Source organism: Desulfovibrio sp. OH1186_COT-070 (genome assembly GCF_003860215.1).
Lineage (GTDB): Bacteria > Desulfobacterota > Desulfovibrionia > Desulfovibrionales > Desulfovibrionaceae > Desulfovibrio.
Window position 1 is genome coordinate 1 of the sequence record NZ_RQYH01000241.1, and the last position, 334, is coordinate 334.

The 334-nt window shown below is 46.7% G+C and carries 1 rRNA gene; it reads left to right on the forward strand.

Annotation, left to right across the window (positions count from 1 at the left end):
* Window positions 1-334, forward strand: a 23S ribosomal RNA gene (locus EII23_RS12680); the annotation flags it as partial.

Genomic DNA, 334 nt, shown 5'->3' on the forward strand with positions numbered 1-334 from the left:
AGTTATATCTGAGGTATAATATACAGTCGTAAGATGAATGCGCAAATCCCACGCTGCCAAGAAAAGCTTCTAACGTTAATATATGACTGCCCGTACTGTAAACCGACACAGGTGGTCAGGATGAGAAATCTAAGGCGGACAGGCTAACTCTCGTTAAGGAACTCTGCAAAATAACCTCGTAACTTCGGGAGAAGAGGAGCCCTTGGGTGTTAGTATCCATGCGATACAAAGCGCTCGAGGGTCGCAGTGAAGAGGCTCAAGCAACTGTTTAACAAAAACACAGGTCTATGCTAAGCTGGAAGGCGATGTATATGGGCTGACACCTGCCCAGTGC